Origin of the sequence: Flavobacterium sp. (assembly GCF_031422135.1) — a bacterium.
Lineage (GTDB): Bacteria > Bacteroidota > Bacteroidia > Flavobacteriales > Flavobacteriaceae > Flavobacterium.
This window is the reverse complement of the sequence record NZ_JANOQD010000118.1, coordinates 1-16,881: the sequence shown is the minus strand read 5'-3', so window position 1 is coordinate 16,881 and position 16,881 is coordinate 1. Positions and strand designations below refer to the sequence as shown.

Genomic DNA, 16,881 nt, shown 5'->3' with positions numbered 1-16,881 from the left:
ATCAAACTGTAAAATAGAATTTTATACGAATTTCAGCAAATTGTAATCAAACTAAAAAACAACGCCTCAATTTTTCAATTGGGGCGTTTTGTGTTTTTAGAAAATTTAATCCATTATGGATATTCTTCTCTCGCGTCTGTCACGCAACCAATATTTTACTCGTTTTACCAGATAGAACATTACAGGCACCATAACTAAGGTCAGAACAGTTGCATAGGTCAATCCAAAGATAATAGTCCAAGCCAGTGGTCCCCAGAAAATTACGTTGTCACCACCTATGTATAAATGTGGGTTTAAATCCGTAATCAAAGAGAAGAAATCAAAATTTAAACCAATAGCCAACGGAATTAATCCCAAAACTGCGGTCAAAGCGGTTAATAAAACAGGGCGAAGTCTTGATTTTCCTGACTCGATAATAACTTCTTTTATTTCTTCTAAACTTAAATCGTCGTGGCTTTGTAGTTTATTATCTGCTACTTTTTTGTCTAATAACAGCACAAAGAAATCCATTAGTACAATTCCGTTTTTCACCACAATTCCTGCTAGCGATATAATTCCCATCATCGTCATTAGGATAACAAAATCCATATTGGCAATTACATAACCATAAAACACACCGCTAAAACTCAAGATAACAGTGAACAAGATTACCATCGTTTTTGAAACCGAATTAAATTGTAATACAATGATAACGGTAATTCCTGCTAATGCTAAAAATAATGCATACAAAAGGAAACTTTGGTTTTTGCCTTGCTCTTCTTGAACTCCCGAAAAGGAATAGGTTACCGTTTTTGGTAAATTATAATCGTTAAGTTCTGCCTTGATTTGATTTGTAATTTCATCACCATTGTAACCCGTCAAAACATTAGAATAAACCGTCATTATTCTTTTTTGGTTTTTTCGTTTGATTTGATTGTAAGTGGTTGTTTTCTCTGTTTTTGAAACCGCAGAAATAGGCACTTGCATCATTTTACCATTGTTTTGATTTCGGAATGTTAACGATTGATTGAACAATACATTTTCGTTCTTGCGTTGGTCATCTTGCATTCGCATTGTAATATTGTAATCGTCATCGCCTTCTTTGAAGGTGGATATTTCTTGTCCATATACAGAACGACGCAAATTGAAACCCAGTTGTCCAGTAGAAACCCCTAAACTCCCTGCATTTACACGATCCACTTTTACCTCCAATTCTGGGCTTTCTTTGTTGACATCAACACTCAAACGTTCAATTCCAGGAATGTTTTTTGAATTTACAAAAGCAATCATTTTGTCTGCTTCTTTCAACATCACATCATAATCAATACCCGTTAACTGAATACTAATAGGATAACCCGCTGGTGGTCCATTGGCGTCTTTTTCGACTGTAACAGTTGCACCCGCAATTCCTTTTACTTTACCTCTAATTTCTTCTAGAACATCTGAAGTATTGATGCCGTTTCTAAATTTGAATTCAGAAAAATTCACAGTTACTTTCCCTTTGAATGGCGTTTCGGAAGCGGAACCTGCATCTACATTTGGATTTCCAGCACCAACACCTACTTGAGAAACAATGGATTCGGCTAGGAAATTTTTGTCTGTTTTTTCATCTACATATTTGCTTAAAATAGCAATTACTTGTTTCTCAACAAATTTTGTTGCTTTGTTCGTTTTAGCAATATCTGTTCCTTGTGGGTATTCGATATAAGTGATAACTTGATTTGGAATATTGTCAGGAAAAAACAATACTTTTCTAGGAAAAATTCCTAAAAGTATAAAAGAGAAAAACAATAGCCCAATTATACTAACTAAAGCTAGCCAAGCTCTTTTTCCAGTAAGAATTTTAGATAAAAATTTCTTGTATTTGTCTTCCATTTTAGGGAAAAAACTATGTTGGAAATCTTGTGTCCATTGGTGTAATTTGATTCGGTACAACCACATTAATCCCAAGGAAATTATAGCCAAATGACCAATGGCTCTTAAAAATTTTGAATCGTAAACATTCCCTAGAATTACAAAAATAACCGCAACAATAGTAAAAATTATAGAATAGGTTTTTATGGATTTTTTAGAAATATTTCTATCTACAGTATCCATAGAACCACCAGTCATAGCTGCATTTACAACCATTGCCACAAATAATGATGCTGAAAGTGTTACTGTTAAAGTGATTGGAAAATATTTCATAAATTTCCCCATTGTTCCAGGCCACAAAGCAAATGGCAAAAACGCCATTAAAGTAGTAGCTGTCGAGGAGATAACTGGCCAAGCAATCTCGCCAATACCAATTTTGGATGCACTAATGCGATCCATTCCTTTTCGCATATTGGCAAATACGTTATCGACGACTACAATTCCATCATCGACCAGCATTCCTAATCCCATAACTAATCCGAAAAGTACCATCGTGTTTAACGTAAGTCCAAATGCAGAAAGAATAGTAAACGCCATCATCATTGATAATGGTATGGCTGCTCCCACAAACAAGGAATTTCGCAATCCCATTGTAAACATTAATACAATCATTACCAATACAATACCAAAAATAATGTGGTTGGAAAGCTCGTCCACTTGATGTTCTACTCTTGACGATTGATCGTTTGAAAGTTCCAATTTTAAATTAGAAGGCAAATATGATTTTTTAGCAACTTCTAATTTTTCTTTTACTTGATCAATAGCAGAAATCATATTTTGATTGGAACGTTTTTTTACGTTAAGCATTACTACTTCCGTCCCTTTTTCTCGAGCATAGGTTGTTTTTTCTTTTTCTTTGAAGCTAACAACCGCAATATCTTTTAGGTAAACTGTTCCTCCGTATGATTTTACAACAATGTTTTCTAATTCCTTTGGATCTTTAATTTCCCCAACAATTCTAATATTATTTCTAGAACCTTGAGAGATTAAATTTCCTCCAGAAAGCGTCATGTTTTCATACTTAACCGCATTTTGAATGTCATCAAATGAAACTTGCGCCGCAGTCATTTTGTAAATATCTACTGCAATTTCTACTTCTTTATCGTCTACTCCAAGGATATCTACTTTTTTGACTTCCGGTATTTCTTCTATGTCATCTTGAAGGAGTTCACCATATTTCTTTAATTGTTGCGTTGTATAATTTCCTTGCAAATTAATGTTCAAAATAGGCACTTCTTCGGAAATGTTTAGTTCAAAAACGTTTGGCTCTACTTTGCTTCCGTTATCCAAATTTGGCCAGTCTGTATCTGCTTTTATGACATCAACTTTATCTTTGATTTTGGTTTTAGCCTCTTCAACGGAAACTTTATCCGCAAACTCCACGATAATCATTCCGTAATCTTGAAAAGAGCTTGAGGTTATTTTTTCGACACCTGAAACATTTTTAAATTCTTTTTCGAGTGGTTTTACAATTAGTTTTTCGACATCTTCGGCAGAATTTCCTGGAAAAATGGAAGAAATGTAAATTTTATTTTCGATAATCTCTGGGAAATCTTCACGTGGCATAGTCACATAGGCAATTACTCCCGTTACAACAATCAATAACGTCAAGATATATACTGTAACCCGATTGTCTACAGCCCAACTTGATATTCCGAATTCTTTATTTTGATGACTCATTTTTTTAAGGTTATGAGGTTTATAATGTTTATTTAGTTTAGTTGAGATTTATGAAGTTTATCTAGCATAAAGGTTATTTCTTCTAAAATTTTTCTTCTTTCTTGGTATAAATCTTCTGTTATGTAGTCTAATTTTAATGAAATTATAAATTGATTTAATAATTCTAATGCTGAACCATAAGCAATTTCTGTAAATCTAGCTTTGTCTTTGGAAGATTGCCTTCCAGAACCTTCTGCAATATTAGAAGAAATCGATACGGCACATCTTCTCATTTGACTAACCATTCCGAACAATTCTTCTTTTGGATAATTCCTTGTAATCTTATCAACTTCCGTAGAAAAATCTATCGATTTCTGCCAAACAATTAATTTTTCAAAAGAATATATTTTCATTCGAATTTATTTGATTTTGTTATTCAAAAATAAATGTATAAGATATAAAAACTTTAGTCGCTGACTAAACTTAATAAACCTTATAAACCATATTCCCTAAAAATTAAGTTTCATTCCTTCAGAAATGGAATTCACTCCTTCCGTAACGACAATATCTTTTACAGCTAATCCACTTAAAATTTCAGTAACATTATCCGATGACTTTCCTATTTTAACCACGACTTTTTTGGCCGTTCCTGATTTTGAATCTGAATTTGCAACTACATAAACATAACTGTTTTTTTCGCCATCTTCTTGAACAATATTTGTTGGAACAACAATTGCTTTTTTGTTACTGTAATCCACTATTTTCAGTTTGGCTACTTGATTTGGACGCAATAAATTTTGAGGATTTGGAATTGAAACTTCTATACCAAAGCTCCTATTGGTTGGGTTGATGTTGTTTGCCACTTGACGAACTTTACCTTTGTATGTTTTTCCAATGGATGTGATTTCTGCATCAACTGTAGTTCCTACTTTTAATTTCCCAATATAGCTTTCAGGAACGGATGTAGAAACATACATATCGCTGAGGTTTACAATTCGCATTAATCCTTCTTGACTTGGAGCAACAACTTCGCCACGCTCTACAAAAACCTCATCAATAACACCTGAAAACGGTGCTTTTATAAGTGTTTTTGAAAGTTGTGCTTTCATTTGTAAAACTGATTTTTGCAATCCCACCATTTGAGTCTGTGCTTGTAAATATTGTATTTCAGAACCAATTTTTTGATCCCATAATCTCTTTTGACGTTCAAAAGTGGTTTTTGCTAGACTGTATTGATTTTCAATAGAAGCTAATTGTTGGCTCATACCCGCATCATCTACTTTTCCTAAAACTTGACCTCTAGAAACACGTTGCCCTGCTTTCACATTTAATGTTACTAGCGTTCCTGGCATTTCAGGTTGAATTAGAATGTTTTCGTTAGTATCTACATTTCCTTGAATTTCAAGATAGTGATTAAAAATAGTGTCCTTCAAAGCCATCGTTTCAACTAAAGCTTCACTTTCTTTCTGTGTATCTAGAGTTGCTAACGCTTGGTCAATTTTTGTTAAATCAGACTGAATTAAAGCTCTTTTGGCTTTAAGTTGTTCTAAATTTTTTGATTTAATTAAATCATCAATAGCAGCACTGTCGTCTTTTTTTCCACAAGAAAAAAGTAATATCGAAACCGTAAAAATTAATAGTATCTTCTTCATTTTATATAATTGTTTGATTAGTTTTTGTTTGTTATTTTCTCTAAAGCAGCTCTTTTATTGATAACATCCACCATAGACTGTAAGTAACTTTGTTGTGTAGCATACAATTGTCTTTGTGCTTCGCTAAATTCGAAACTGGTTGACAACCCTTCTTTAAACTTTATTTGTTGCTTTCTCTCAATTCTTTCGGCTAGATTCAAATTGCTTTTAGCAGTAGCATATTCTTCCACACTAAATTCAAAATCGCTTTTTGCTTTTTGATATTGAAGTTTAAGCATTTGTTCCGTTTCTGTTTGTTGTGTTTTGGACTGTTCAAAAGCAATTCTAGCCTGTTGAGATCTAGCACTTCTTGCAAAGCTTGAAAAAATAGGAACATTCAAACTGACTCCCAAAAGAGAAGAAGCAAACCATTTCTGGCTTGCATTAGCAAAAGTAAACGTATTACTATTTGCGGTTGCTCCTAGATTTACAAATGAGGATAACGACGGTAATGCTTTGCTTTTTTCTAATTTTAAAAGTAATCTTTTTTGAGTAACCAAACTAGACGCTATCTGGTAATCAATGGAGTTATTTATTTCAAATTCCGAAGTAGATAAAGCTAAATCGAGATTATTTCGAGATAAAGTATCTAAATTGTCTGATAATTTCAAATCGTCATTTATTTCAACTCCAAGATTTATTTTTAGCATTTTTAATGAAATTTCTTTTAATCTTTTCACATTACTTAAACTACTTTTTATGGATGCAAGAGTAATGGCTATTTGTTCCACGCTTTCTTCTTCGCCTAAACCATTTTTATAAATTTGGTTTATATCCGAATAGTTTTTTTCGAGTATGGTTTGATTTCTTTCTAAGACCTTGGTGCTTTCTTCGGCTAAAAGTACGTTGCCGTAGGAACTGGTTACCATAGCTCTGATTTCAGAATCTGTTTTCTTTTTTGCATTTACAAAATATTCCAAGTAGGCTTTAGAAGCTTGAAGTGCCACAATATAGGATCCGTCAAAAATAAGCTGATTTAACGTTACTTTTCCCGTCATATTTTGTCTAGTCCCAAAAACAAATTCCTCATTGACACCATCTTGATTAAGATCTGCCAAAGAGATGGGTTGTTTTAAAAAATTTTGATAATCAACTCCTGCATTTATTTGCGGCAGTCCACCAGCTGTTGTTTCCCATTTTTTTTGTTTTGAAATTTCAATGTCCCGATTTGCATTTATAGAAGAATAATTATATTGCAAAGCGTGTTCAATGGCTTGTTTTAAAGTAAAAGTATGACTTTGTTTTTCTGTTTGTTGTGCTTTCGCTGTTAGCGAAAAAACAATAAGGAGTGATGCAATAAATCTTTTCATTATTTGATATAATTTAGTAATTGTGTTTCGAGTTCTATAATTCCTTTTTGGGTTGCCATAGCTCTTGTATGATATTCTAAAGCTTTGTATTCTAATTTTTGAGTCTCGATTTCTGAAACTGTATTTTCATTAATACTAAAAAGCAGGGTGTAATAAAATTTGATATAGGATTCGACATCAATATCTTTTCTGTAATAGCCTTGTTCGATTCCTTTGATGATATTCTGCCGAAAACATTCCGAACAAACTTGAATTTCTTGATTTACTACTTTTTGATGTATTTCAGGGTAATGTTTTTTGAGTTGATATAAAGGGGAAGTATCTGCGATTTTAAACATTTCGACAAACATTTTTCGAATTAAAAAATTCTCTTGAATTGCATTGTCACTTTTTGCCATAATATCATAAATCCCATTTTGAATTTTTTCGTGAAAAACCTTGTTTCCTTCTTCAATCAAAATTTCTTTATTGGCAAAAAACTTGTAAATAGTTTTTTTAGAAATACACATTTCACAGGCAATATCATCCATTGTAACACTCTTAAACCCTAGTTTAAAGAATAGTTCCGTGGCTTTATGTATAATTTTGTCTTTCATTTGTAATAAAAAATCCTGGGCAAATATAAAACGGAAACTTTAAATACCAAAATAGTTTCCAAAGTATTTACAATTATTTAACACTACTTTTAATTTTGAAACCGCGCATATTTCATTAAATTAGCAAAAATTTATTTACAATGCATTCCATTTATCAGTACCAAGAATTTATTTCAGATTATTTAAACTCCCAATACGAAATTAAAGAACCCCGAAATTTATATGAGCCGATACATTATATATTAGGTCTTGGCGGGAAACGAATGCGTCCTGTTCTGACATTAATGAGTGCTGAAGTTTTTGATGCCGATTACAAAAAAGCGTTGCCAGCAGCTCTTGCAGTAGAAGTTTTTCATAATTTCTCCTTGGTTCATGATGACATTATGGATGCTGCACCACTACGACGAGGCAATGAAACAGTTCACGAAAAATGGGACACCAATACCGCTATACTTTCAGGTGACGCGATGCTGATTTTGGCGTATCAATATTTTGAAAAATACAACACAGATGTTTTTAGAGATTTAGCAAAACTGTTCAGTAAAACCGCCATTGAGGTTTGCGAAGGGCAACAATGGGATGTTGATTTTGAAACTCGCGATGATGTTTCGATTCCAGAGTATTTAAAAATGATTGAATACAAAACAGCCGTTTTAGTTGCTGCTGCTATGAAAATGGGAGCTATTGTTGCAGAAACTTCTCCAGAAAATGCGGCTTTGATTTATGATTTTGGACTGAATTTAGGATTGGCTTTCCAGCTACAAGACGATTACCTAGACGCTTTTGGTGACCCAAAAACATTTGGCAAACAAGTTGGTGGAGATATTATTGAGAATAAGAAAACCTATCTTTATTTGAAAGCTGTTGAATTTGCTTCGGCAGATGAGAAAATACAATTATTGCATTTGTTTTCTATTCAACCCAATGATAATAGTGAGAAAATAAATTCTGTAAAAGAACTATTTAATAAAACAGGAGCTTCAAAGGCAACACAACAAGCTATTCAAGACTATACTTTAAAAGCTTTTGATACTTTGCAAAAAATTAGTATCGACAATGAAAAGAAAGATATGTTGCATTCGTTTGGTGAAAATTTAATGGGTAGAAAAGTTTAGCAATATCAATTACAAAATTTGGAAACTGTTATTTATATTGCAATTAATTTTTGTAATTGATATTTAAAAAATGAATTTTATCTCTCCACAAAATACCGATTTATTACTTTCTGAAGCAGAAAGCCAAAACTTGTATCTGAAATTAATTGAACAAATCAACAAAGATTTTAATCTAGCAAACGAGTCCATAGATTTTCCTGTAAGCACTTTACCTGATGAGTTAAAAATTCAGTTGCACGAAAAAATGTATCGATTGATACAATACAAATTTGCTGAATACCTCAACCTCCTTTATATAATTGATGTTCCCGAAGATCAAATTAAAAAATTAGACGGATCTGATATTTCACAATTAGCGGAGCAAGTGGCGTTTTTGATTCTGAAAAGAGAATGGATGAAGGTTTGGTTTCGAAATCGATATTAAAACGGAAAGAGCAACCATTTTAGTTGCTCTTTCTTAAATCTAATTGTTTTTTAAATTATTTTTAAAGATCATTCGCATATTGGTACACCACTTTTCCAAACTTATTACCATCCAAATTATATGATTTAGAAATAAAATCTGACAATGAATCTTCTTCGGTAAACACTTTGTCAATAACCATTTTATGATTTTTATACTGATCTAAACCGTCAATTAAATCTTGAGTGCTTCCCAAACAATTTCCTATAAAACTAACATTTTTCATCATTAAATTTGCAATTAACATAGACAAATTAGTAGGTTTAGCAGTCGTTATTTTATCATTTGATTGATTAAAAATCCCACAAGTTACGTACCTCGCATTCGAATTTAATTTTGGAATTAATCGTTCTAAATACGTATCTGAAAAAGCATCTAAAACAACGTCAAACATCACATCTTGTGGTATATTATTTTCTTTTATAGAAAATACATCTTTGATAAAAGGGAAATGATTTCTTACCGCCACTATATTCTCCCCAGAATAAGAAAGTCCATAAACATTACAATCTTTGTCCCATAGATTATTAAGCAAGAAAAAAGAAGTGTTGGATGTTATGGATGTTATCAAAACATTTTCTCCTTTTTTTATATCACCTTTCCTAATCATTGAAGTGGCGGTTTGAGTGCCTATACTTAATGTTCCCGCTTCGTAATCTGTAATATTAGAAGGGACTTTTAATAATTTTGCATGATGATATATTTCATATTCTCGACTAGAATGATTTGATGGTATGCCAGGCATAACTCCATTTTTAGCTTCAGGGAAAAAACAATCTGCGATTACTAAATCTCCAATTTTTAATGATGTAACATTTTTGCCAACTGCTTCAACATATCCCGAAAAATCAGAGCCTATTGGGTAATACGTATATTCTTCAACAGATTTTAACCTATACCAAGCCATTTCAATAATTGCTAAGTCGCGATAATTTAATGAAAAACTCGATTTTTTTATCAAAACTAAATCAGCACATTGATCCGACTGACTATCAAAATCAGGTTTAGTTCCTTTGACGAATGCCAAAGGAATTTGCAAGCCATCAATCGAGAGCAAATGTTTATTATTATCATCGATTTCTTCAAATAATGAAGACGTTACAACTGCTAATGCTTTCATTTCCTTTCGTTTTATACTTCCGCTAATTCTTTAACCACTTTTTTCCCCATATACAATTGCTTATTGTAATATTTATATAAATAATCGTAAACTACCATCTCATGTATTCTCTGCTTGGATAAGAATACTCGATTGCAAATCATATGGAGATAACTTATGGCAATGCTATGAAGGGATATTGGTAATTTTCTTTCTTGAAATAAATGTCTAATATTTTTTACAGCTGGTTTATTGTTTTCAGAACGTTCTTTCACAATTTCCCATAATGGTTTATAGGACTCATCAATATTTTCATGGTTAAGAAAACATTCTATTTCGTATTCATTTTTGGCAAACATTTCATTAATTTGTTTGTTTAAATTTCCATTACGATTAAATTCTTTCCCGAAATTTGTTTTTGCTACGTTTAACATTTCTATTTTGTTTTCTAGTGAAAATCCAAAATCATTTAATAGCTGATCCATTGACAATAAAGAAAATAACCATCGTATCTTTTCGCCAGAATCCCCTTCAATCATATCTGCAAATTGCAAAGTACATTCGCTATCATTATAGAAAAGTGTTTCTGTATCTTCTATGGCCTCAAAACCATACCGTTGCAATTCTCTTAAATAATTATCAGTTTGGGTCTTCCAAATGATATGTGTGTCCTCAAATGGTTTAATGTGTTTCTTTACAATTTGAATACTTTCTGTAAAAAAATCGGTGTTTTTCAAAAGAACTCGAAATCTTAAATGTGGTCCGCTCGCATCTTGGTATCGAATAAAAAACCATTTGTCGATTATTTCTTTAGACTTCAATTCCTCTACAATTGGGTTTATGGCTCTATTAAGCAGTTCTTCCCCAGCTCTTTCACCACAATAAAACTTATAATACAACCATTTTTCTCCTATTGAAAATGATGAAATAACGTTCGCTTTACTCTCTACTGGTGCATATCCAGTTGTTACTACTTCTTTTTTAACTTCAATATTTTTGTGCGCAGAAAAGATAATTTCGTTACAGTAATTATTAGTTATGGAATCGTCATTAAATAAGAATTCTTTTAGTTGAATGAATTTTTCCCCTTTTAACATAATGTAAAAAACAAAGCAGCTTAAATCATTTTTAAAGTTGATTAACACTTCGTTATCTCCTTGTGTAAAATAAATTACATCTGGAATATTTCTATCTTCTTGAAACTTTCTAACGACTTCAATCGCTTTCGATTCCTGGTTAGCTAGTATAGTGTCTATATCATTCTTGTTAATATTCCAAGTCGCTTTAGACAACACTACTTCTTTATAACTTACTCTTGGTAAGAAATCGAAATCATGTTGCAAACCACCCCAACTAAATCCAAAACCTGTAGCTTCTTGGTTTTGAATATCGCACAAGAAATTATAAATAGGCAAAGCATTTGAACTGAAATTATGAGCATTGCTTAATCTAGGAATAATCTCTTTATTTAGTTTTTTTGAAAAAAGCACCACTCTATTCATTTTATTAATAGATATGTATAAGTCATCGATTGCTATTTGATGCTCTTGATCTACAGAGGCATTTCCTAAATATGGTATTTCATATTCTCTTTGAAAATTTCTATATAAAACATTTCCTGTTCTTGCTTGTGGCAAATGAACAATTTCTGCAATTATTTTATCTGGATGCAATTGGCTTTCTATCGAAGATATTTCATTTGATAAGTCTAATATCTTTGAATCTAAATGCGTGAATCTCCCTATTAATCCGTTGGCAGAAGGACCTGAAATGGATTTAATGTAAATTTTTTCTTTTCCGTTTTCGTTAAAAACATTTAAAAAAGTTGAAAATGTATCAGGATATAGCGACTCGTTTTCTTCAAATTTATTAATCTCTTCATCCGTTAATTCGACCGTTTCAGTATTGTTTTTTGTAGATTGTATTAATTTTTTTAATAAAAAAGATTTTTTGTCATCAAGAATTACTTGTCTCTCTTTTGAATAATTTGGGGTTATTGCAAGCTCGTCTATAAGTGGTGCTTTTGCTCCAGATTTATTACCATATCCAATTCCTATATCAGGATCCAGTACTTTTACAAGAGGTTGCTCATATTCTTCGTATCGCTCTTGAAATTTTCTTTTAAACTCTTTTAAATTTGCATTTTCATAACTGGATTGTAATTTATTTAAAACACTTATCGCAGGTCGTAATGTTTTTAGCGTTTTGAATCCAATAGCTCCATTTTCGATTTTTCTGTAGCTATCTACTTGAAATAATTTAGAGATATCAACATTGTTTATTTCATCCTCTAGAAGCTGATGGATTTCAGAATATAAAGAAGGATCGTTAATAGTATTTTGATCAAGCTCATTTATTTTATTTTTTAAATTCGTTACTAATTTTTTGACAACGTGTCCTTCGTAAAAATCAAATCGTTCTTCAGAGAATGTTCTTAATAATTTTTCGAAATAATCTTCCCCCGTAATTGTAAATTCTAATTCAGACACTATAAACTGACTCTCGATAAGTGTATTGATGAACTCTAGCGAATCTTGTTCAGAAATATCATCAGAAACTAAAATAGGAATCAAATCTTTGATTAAAATTCCGTTTTTGCTTTTTTCTATAATTAATTCTAGATATTCTGTGATTTCTACTTCAGAAATTTTATGAAATCTTACGTTGTCTTTGAAATAATATTCTACATACCTGTATTTATCAAAAACAGTATATAATGAGTTATTAGATCGATATTTTAGGACGGAACGAATGGAGTCTTCTTTAGTTAAAATGGGTAATAAGCTCCCTAAAAAATACATGTCGTATTTTGTATATCTACCAAAAGTGCTTTCTGCAATATTTAAATTAGTCTCCGATGTTACATCAACTCCGGCTACTGTAGAAAACATTCCAAAAGGCGTGCTTCTATTAGACAATCGAGACGCATATTTGTACAATGAGCCTTTGAGATTTTTTAAATCTTCATCTGTTTGGAAAGCTTCGCCTTTTTCCCACAATAACATTGCTTTATAAATGTTTGGTGATCCGATAAACAATGCTTCTCTATTTTCTTTTTTAGAAAAAATTTCTTGTATTTTTTCCCATGTAAGGTCAATTTGTTTTTCTCCAATAGGAGTTCTAACAATCGCAGTTTTTGTAAAAGAATAGTTTTTCATTTTTGTTAAATTTTGTTATTAAACAGTTATATTGTTCCACATTTTATAATAATAATCTTTTTTATTCATGAGTTCTTCGTGTGATCCAGACTCTATAATTTCCCCTTTCTTGAAAGCATAAATAATATCGGCATTTTTAATTGCTTGTAATTTATGAGCAATTACAATAATTGTTTTTCCGTTTTTTCTTAAATCTTCCACTAGTTTTTTGATTACCAATTCTGATTCTGAATCCAATGCAGAAGTAGCTTCGTCAAGAATTAAAATCTCAGGATCTTTATATAAAGCTCTTGCAAAAGCAATTCGTTGTCTTTCGCCACCAGAAAGATTGGCGCCAAACTCTCCTAGATAGGTATTGAATCCATTCGGTAAAGCTTCAATAAAATCATAAGCTCCAACTTGTTTACTCACATCAATTATTTTTTGCATATCTGGTTCAGATTCACCTATTGAAATATTGAAAGCAATGGTCCCATCGAATAATTCAACACTTTGAGGAACTGTAGTAATAAGAGAATTAATACTATCTTTAGAGATGTAATTCAAATCGTATTCGCCAATCAATATTTTACCTTCTTTTGGGTGGTATATATTTTGAATAAGTGAGGCAATTGTACTCTTACCGCTTCCGCTTTCTCCTATAAATGCTGTAAATTGTCCTTTTTTAATTAGCAAATTCAAATCTTTAAAGATGTATCTTCCTAATTCATAAGAAAAATCTACGTTCTTGAATTGAATGTCGCCAAAATTCTTGTTTGTTAAATTTATTTTAGATTCCATTTCTTCACGATCTAAATCCATAATACCAAACAATCGGTCTGCTGCAATCATAGCGTTTTGAATGGATTGGTTTGTTCCTATTAATTGTGAAGCTGGTCCCGTAAAATATCCAATTATGGAATAAAACGAAAATAATTCTCCAGGCGTAATTTCACCATCAATAGCATAATAGGTACCAACCCATAATAAAATTATTGTAAAAAGCCTTGAAATAAAATCGGTAGATGTTCTAGAGAAAATTCCGTTAATCCCTGATTTATATATACTTTTTAATAAATCAATGAATTTAAGTTCGGTTCTTATTTTAGAAAAATCTTCAAGTGACAATCTTTTTACTGTTCCAATGTTTTTGATTGATTCCACCAGTTGCGATTCGAGCAATGCATTTTTTTCCATTATTTCTCGCTCTACTTTTTTATTTAGCTTGTTGGCTATAACATAAATTATAATATAAAACGGAATAATAAGCGAAACAATTAAAGCCAATTTCCAATGGTAGATAAACATTAAGATGAACGAAAAAATTACAATTAATACATTCACGGATATGCTTAAAGCAGTTTCATTGATTAGAGCTCTGATTTTTACGGCATCGCCTATTCTTGACATAATTTCTCCAATTCTCATCGTATCAAAGAATTTTTGTGGCATTGTGAAAAGGTGTTTGTAATATCCTAAAATCAATCTTGAATCTATTTGCTGACTGATTTTTAAAATAAAAACATCTTTTAAAACGCTGTATAGTATTTGAAGAATTAAACATCCTATGACTATAACACTCATTAAGTTAAGCAAACTTTTATTGCCACTGACCAAAACAAAATCCGTTATTTTTCCTATATATATTGAAACCGAAAAACCTAACAGTGTATATAAAACAGCTCCTATAATGGCTTGAATTAAAATAAATTTGTGTGGTTTCAGCAAGAAAGTCATTCTCCTAAAATTAGAAAATTTTTCATTTTTTTCTTTAAAAACATCATCATCAGGGATTAAGATAAGAGCAAATCCAGTAAACATTTCTTCGAATTCGCTTAGTGGTTTTTTTTCTAATTTCCCTTCAGCAGGATCCATTACTTGAACATACTTACTCGTTATTTTATAAACCACCACATAGTGTGGAAATTCATGGCCTCCTTTTTTAATTATTACGTGAACAAGAGCTGGCAATGGAATATCTACTAATCCTTCAGGAGATACCTTAACCCCTTTTGCCAAAAAACCTAGTTTTACCGAAGCTTCTCTTAATCCTAGTAATGTAGTTCCTTTTTGATTCGTATTAGCATATTGTCTAATTCTTGATATTGGTAAACTTAAATTGTAATATTCAGATATTGATGCCAAACATGCTGCGCCACAATCAGAAAAATCATGCTGTTTTATTTCTATTTTACTCATTTTTATTGTTATATGGGTTAAGCCAATCCTCTACTCCGTCAAATAGTAATTGAAAAGCAGATCTTTTGGTTAAGAAAAAACGGCTGGTCAATGTCATTCCTTTTTTTAAATTTCCTCTAGATCCATTTCTTAGAACTAAAGATTTATTGTCAAGGGAACTTTTTATTTTGTAAAAGGGAGTATTATTGACTATCAATATGTCTTTGCTTATTTCGATTATTTTACCAGTTGCAAAACCCCATTGATTAGAATTAAAAGCATCTATTTGATAAATCGCTATCCCGTTTTCTTTTATGTAACCTATATCAGATGGATTTACATAGGTCTCTACAATAACATCTTTATCGGGAGAAATTTCAACTATTAAATTTCCAGGGGCAACCACGCTTCCTTCGTGATAACCTTGCATATTTACCAATTCACCATCAATTGGAGAAATGATAATATAATTATTCTCTTCCTCTTTTAATTGTTTTTGATTTGAATAAATGTTTTTGTTTGATTGATTTAATTGTGTTAATTCTTTTTGCCAAGAAAGTTCTGTTTGTTTTATTAAATTGGTTTTGTCATTTTTAACTTTATCCAAATCCAATTGTGCTTTTTCATATTCTGATTTTGAAATAACACTTTTTTGAAATAAGTGTTCTTTTCTCTCAAATTCAGTTTGAACATTTTTTAGTATCACATCAATGTTATACACTTCTTGTTGGTATCTTAAATACTCTTTTTTATATTGTTCCGATTTTACATTTACATAATTTCTATTCATTAAGTTTTTAAGATCGTTTGCATACGTATTGTTTTCTGAACTCTGAATACTATTTAAATTTTCTCTTTCTTTCAAAACTTTATGTTCAATAATTAGTAACGTGTCTCCCTTACGTACTTTTTGATTTTCTTCAATTTTAAAAAAAGAAATTTTACCACTATTTGGAGCGTATATATTTAGTTTCTTTTCTTCAGGAATTATAGTCCCTCGACTAGTCGTATATATATCTAGGTATATAAACGGAAGTGAGATAGCAACAGTTAGTAATGCAACAAATGTAACTAAGAAAAGTAGTGACGTTTTCTTATTATGTTTTACAACATGACTCTCTATAGTATTGTCTAAAATCTCTTGCGGAAATATGTTTTTACTATTCATTGTATTTATTTTTAAAACTTAAGGCAAATGAACATACTATTTAAGGAATTAAAAAATAAAAAAAACCTATTTTTATAAAAAAAGACAATAATAAATAATTTTATTGTATTGATTTTCAATAACTTATAGCTATCAATACACATACAATGGTTGCGTTTTAGAAATATAAAAAATGCTACCAATTTAGTATAAATTGATAGCATTTTTGGAATAAAATAGTAATACTAATCTAGAAAATAGTATGTAATAGAAATAATAGATATTAAACACAATGGAGTACTTGCTCCATTTACGTCATTTAATTGACCATCATTTAATTCTGTAACAGCAACTTTATTAAAAGCCAACTTGTTGATTCCATTTTGTTTTTTCATCTTCTTAATTAATCCATTGTTATTAATAAACTGATAATGATTCCTACACAAAGAGGCGAAGTTCCACCATTCACGTCTTGTAACTGATTCTCGTTTAATTCTGCAACAGCAACTTTATTAAAAGCCAACTTGTTGATTCCATTTTGTTTTTTCATCTTCTTAATTTTCGTCTAGTCTTGTTATTAATAAACTGATAAT

The 16,881-nt window shown here is 31.1% G+C and carries 13 protein-coding genes; 2 read left to right on the top strand and 11 right to left on the bottom strand.

Annotated features, from left to right (window positions below; genetic code table 11):
• Positions 1-105 precede the first annotated feature (105 nt).
• The 5 genes from RMO70_RS15490 to RMO70_RS15470 all read right to left on the bottom strand — a co-directional run bounded on the left by RMO70_RS15490 (position 106) and on the right by RMO70_RS15470 (position 7,149).
• Entirely contained in the window at positions 106-3,573 is a 3,468-nt protein-coding gene (locus RMO70_RS15490; RefSeq protein ID WP_310557350.1) for an efflux RND transporter permease subunit, read from the bottom strand.
• A 32-nt stretch (positions 3,574-3,605) separates the two neighbouring features.
• The gene (locus RMO70_RS15485; RefSeq protein ID WP_310557349.1) at positions 3,606-3,965 is read right to left on the bottom strand and encodes a four helix bundle protein; all 360 of its coding nucleotides are present in this window, start codon (positions 3,963-3,965) and stop codon (positions 3,606-3,608) included.
• Between the two features lie 96 nt (positions 3,966-4,061).
• Positions 4,062-5,204, bottom strand: a complete 1,143-nt coding sequence (locus RMO70_RS15480; RefSeq protein WP_310557348.1) for an efflux RND transporter periplasmic adaptor subunit — start codon at positions 5,202-5,204, stop codon at positions 4,062-4,064.
• Positions 5,205-5,221: 17 nt separating this feature from the next.
• The gene (locus RMO70_RS15475) at positions 5,222-6,553 is read right to left on the bottom strand and encodes a TolC family protein (RefSeq protein WP_310557347.1); all 1,332 of its coding nucleotides are present in this window, start codon (positions 6,551-6,553) and stop codon (positions 5,222-5,224) included.
• A complete protein-coding gene (locus tag RMO70_RS15470) occupies positions 6,553-7,149 on the bottom strand; it encodes a TetR/AcrR family transcriptional regulator (RefSeq protein ID WP_310557346.1) in 597 nt (198 codons plus the stop codon). Before RMO70_RS15470 ends, RMO70_RS15475 begins: the two co-directional genes overlap by 1 nt.
• A gap of 140 nt (positions 7,150-7,289) precedes the next feature.
• On the opposite strand from RMO70_RS15470, the gene RMO70_RS15465 reads away from it, so the two are divergent.
• Together RMO70_RS15465 and RMO70_RS15460 are read left to right on the top strand one after the other, a co-directional pair.
• Positions 7,290-8,264: a polyprenyl synthetase family protein gene (locus RMO70_RS15465; RefSeq protein WP_310557345.1), complete on the top strand. Its 975-nt coding sequence runs from the start codon at positions 7,290-7,292 to the stop codon at positions 8,262-8,264.
• A 70-nt stretch (positions 8,265-8,334) separates the two neighbouring features.
• Entirely contained in the window at positions 8,335-8,688 is a 354-nt protein-coding gene (locus RMO70_RS15460; protein ID WP_310557344.1) for a hypothetical protein, read from the top strand.
• Between the two features lie 61 nt (positions 8,689-8,749).
• Here the strand turns inward: RMO70_RS15460 and RMO70_RS15455 are convergent, their stop codons facing one another.
• The 6 genes from RMO70_RS15455 to RMO70_RS15435 all read right to left on the bottom strand — a co-directional run bounded on the left by RMO70_RS15455 (position 8,750) and on the right by RMO70_RS15435 (position 16,838).
• Positions 8,750-9,847, bottom strand: coding sequence for a medium chain dehydrogenase/reductase family protein (locus RMO70_RS15455; protein ID WP_310557343.1), 1,098 nt, complete (start codon positions 9,845-9,847; stop codon positions 8,750-8,752).
• Positions 9,848-9,858: 11 nt separating this feature from the next.
• The gene (locus tag RMO70_RS15450) at positions 9,859-12,984 is read right to left on the bottom strand and encodes a lantibiotic dehydratase (protein ID WP_310557342.1); all 3,126 of its coding nucleotides are present in this window, start codon (positions 12,982-12,984) and stop codon (positions 9,859-9,861) included.
• A gap of 18 nt (positions 12,985-13,002) precedes the next feature.
• Complete coding sequence (locus RMO70_RS15445) at positions 13,003-15,162, bottom strand: peptidase domain-containing ABC transporter (RefSeq protein WP_310557341.1); 2,160 nt, start codon at positions 15,160-15,162, stop codon at positions 13,003-13,005.
• Positions 15,155-16,309, bottom strand: a complete 1,155-nt coding sequence (locus RMO70_RS15440) for an HlyD family efflux transporter periplasmic adaptor subunit (protein ID WP_310557340.1) — start codon at positions 16,307-16,309, stop codon at positions 15,155-15,157. Before RMO70_RS15440 ends, RMO70_RS15445 begins: the two co-directional genes overlap by 8 nt.
• Positions 16,310-16,533: 224 nt before the next feature.
• Entirely contained in the window at positions 16,534-16,683 is a 150-nt protein-coding gene (locus tag RMO70_RS16970; RefSeq protein WP_409025098.1) for a class I lanthipeptide, read from the bottom strand.
• An 8-nt stretch (positions 16,684-16,691) separates the two neighbouring features.
• The gene (locus RMO70_RS15435) at positions 16,692-16,838 is read right to left on the bottom strand and encodes a class IIb bacteriocin, lactobin A/cerein 7B family (protein ID WP_310557339.1); all 147 of its coding nucleotides are present in this window, start codon (positions 16,836-16,838) and stop codon (positions 16,692-16,694) included.
• Positions 16,839-16,881: the final 43 nt, after the last annotated feature.

What these genes read in the sequence shown, in the direction of transcription:
- RMO70_RS15490 (WP_310557350.1), bottom strand. Translation starts at nt 3,573, where the DNA reads ATGAGTCATCAAAATAAAGAATTCGGAATATCAAGTTGGGCTGTAGAC.
- RMO70_RS15485 (WP_310557349.1), bottom strand. Translation starts at nt 3,965, where the DNA reads ATGAAAATATATTCTTTTGAAAAATTAATTGTTTGGCAGAAATCGATA.
- RMO70_RS15480 (WP_310557348.1), bottom strand. Translation starts at nt 5,204, where the DNA reads ATGAAGAAGATACTATTAATTTTTACGGTTTCGATATTACTTTTTTCT.
- RMO70_RS15475 (WP_310557347.1), bottom strand. Translation starts at nt 6,553, where the DNA reads ATGAAAAGATTTATTGCATCACTCCTTATTGTTTTTTCGCTAACAGCG.
- RMO70_RS15470 (WP_310557346.1), bottom strand. Translation starts at nt 7,149, where the DNA reads ATGAAAGACAAAATTATACATAAAGCCACGGAACTATTCTTTAAACTA.
- RMO70_RS15465 (WP_310557345.1), top strand. Translation starts at nt 7,290, where the DNA reads ATGCATTCCATTTATCAGTACCAAGAATTTATTTCAGATTATTTAAAC.
- RMO70_RS15460 (WP_310557344.1), top strand. Translation starts at nt 8,335, where the DNA reads ATGAATTTTATCTCTCCACAAAATACCGATTTATTACTTTCTGAAGCA.
- RMO70_RS15455 (WP_310557343.1), bottom strand. Translation starts at nt 9,847, where the DNA reads ATGAAAGCATTAGCAGTTGTAACGTCTTCATTATTTGAAGAAATCGAT.
- RMO70_RS15450 (WP_310557342.1), bottom strand. Translation starts at nt 12,984, where the DNA reads ATGAAAAACTATTCTTTTACAAAAACTGCGATTGTTAGAACTCCTATT.
- RMO70_RS15445 (WP_310557341.1), bottom strand. Translation starts at nt 15,162, where the DNA reads ATGAGTAAAATAGAAATAAAACAGCATGATTTTTCTGATTGTGGCGCA.
- RMO70_RS15440 (WP_310557340.1), bottom strand. Translation starts at nt 16,309, where the DNA reads ATGAATAGTAAAAACATATTTCCGCAAGAGATTTTAGACAATACTATA.
- RMO70_RS16970 (WP_409025098.1), bottom strand. Translation starts at nt 16,683, where the DNA reads ATGAAAAAACAAAATGGAATCAACAAGTTGGCTTTTAATAAAGTTGCT.
- RMO70_RS15435 (WP_310557339.1), bottom strand. Translation starts at nt 16,838, where the DNA reads ATGAAAAAACAAAATGGAATCAACAAGTTGGCTTTTAATAAAGTTGCT.